This is a genomic window from Salinarimonas ramus (assembly GCF_014645695.1).
In the GTDB taxonomy this organism is placed as follows: Bacteria; Pseudomonadota; Alphaproteobacteria; order Rhizobiales; family Beijerinckiaceae; genus Salinarimonas; species Salinarimonas ramus.
The window spans coordinates 1-1191 of sequence record NZ_BMMF01000037.1 but is presented as its reverse complement, the minus strand read 5'-3'; the positions used below and the strand labels follow the sequence as shown (position 1 = coordinate 1191).

The following is a 1191-nucleotide window of genomic DNA, read 5'->3' as shown; positions in this document are numbered from 1 at the left end:
GGCCGCTTAGCCACCACGCCCGCGATGGGCGGCCCGGCCGAGGGCGATCTCACCGAGGTGCGCGAGGAGGACGGGTATCTCTTCGTGACCCTCACCCTGCCGCGCGTGCCCGATCCGGCGATGCTCAGCCTCGCGCCCCAGGGCGAGGGCTTCGTCGGCACGCTCGCGATCGGCACGACGACGATGCCGATGGCCCTTTGGCCGGAAGGCGCTCCGCCGCAGGCGGACGCCTGGCGCAACGCCGCTTTCGGCCCAGCGCCGGACGCCGCGCCCGATACGGGAATCGTCGTGACCTGCGCCGAGGAGAGCGCCTGCGCCGTCACCCGCGGACGCCTGTCCGTGAACCTGCCCCGGCACTGGGGCATGACCGAGCCGGCCTTCGTCGGCGCCACCGCCGGGCAGAACCCGATCGCGCTTCCCCGCGTCGAGTTCTACGGCCCCGAGCTCAACGACGCGCTCTATTTGAACCCGCATCAGTGGCTCGACTCGAACGGTCCCTGCATCGAGTCGCAGGCGGGACCGCTGTGCATGTTCGCGGACGCGCCGCCCGGCACGGTGGCGGCGGCGCTGCCGCTGGCGCTCGGCCTGCGGCTCGCGGAGGACGTCGGCGATGCCGGCGCCACCGCCTACGGCGCGTCCGACTTCGCGCTCAGCGCCGATCCGCCCGCTGCAGGCACGCCGGGGTTCTTCTCCGTCGACGCCACCGCGCCTGCGGGGTTCGACGGCCGCGTGGCCCTGCATCCCATGGGTTCGGGCGACGGCGCAGCGATCTTCGAGTACGGCGCGGCCGATTGGCTGGACGCTCAGGATGTGGTCCTGCCCGTCCCGAGCGAGCCCGGTGTCTACGAGCTGCGCTGGTACTCCGCCGACGGCCGGCTCGTCGCCGTGACGCCCTTCGAGGTGCCCGCGGCCGAGCGCCGGGGCGAGCTGCCGGCGGGGGGCAGCGGCGGGACGGACGTCGCGGGGCGCAAGCCCACCGTTTCGCCTGCGGCCGGCGCCGACGGGACGGGCTCGCTTCCGGGCCTGGACGCCGCGGCGATCGGAGATCGGGTCATGAGCGCCGCGGCCGAGCAGGCCGCGCGCATGACGGCGCCCGCAGCGGTGGCGTCGCGCGGAGCCGGCATCGAGGTGAGCGGGCGCATCGCCTACCGCATGGACGGCGTCGAGGCCCAGTTCTTCACGGCGACGCGC

Annotated in this window: 1 protein-coding gene; it reads left to right on the top strand. The window is 74.8% G+C overall.

The window, feature by feature from the left end:
* On the top strand, nucleotides 1–1191 hold a 1191-nt coding region (locus IEX89_RS24090; RefSeq protein ID WP_188915839.1), incomplete at both ends, for a hypothetical protein.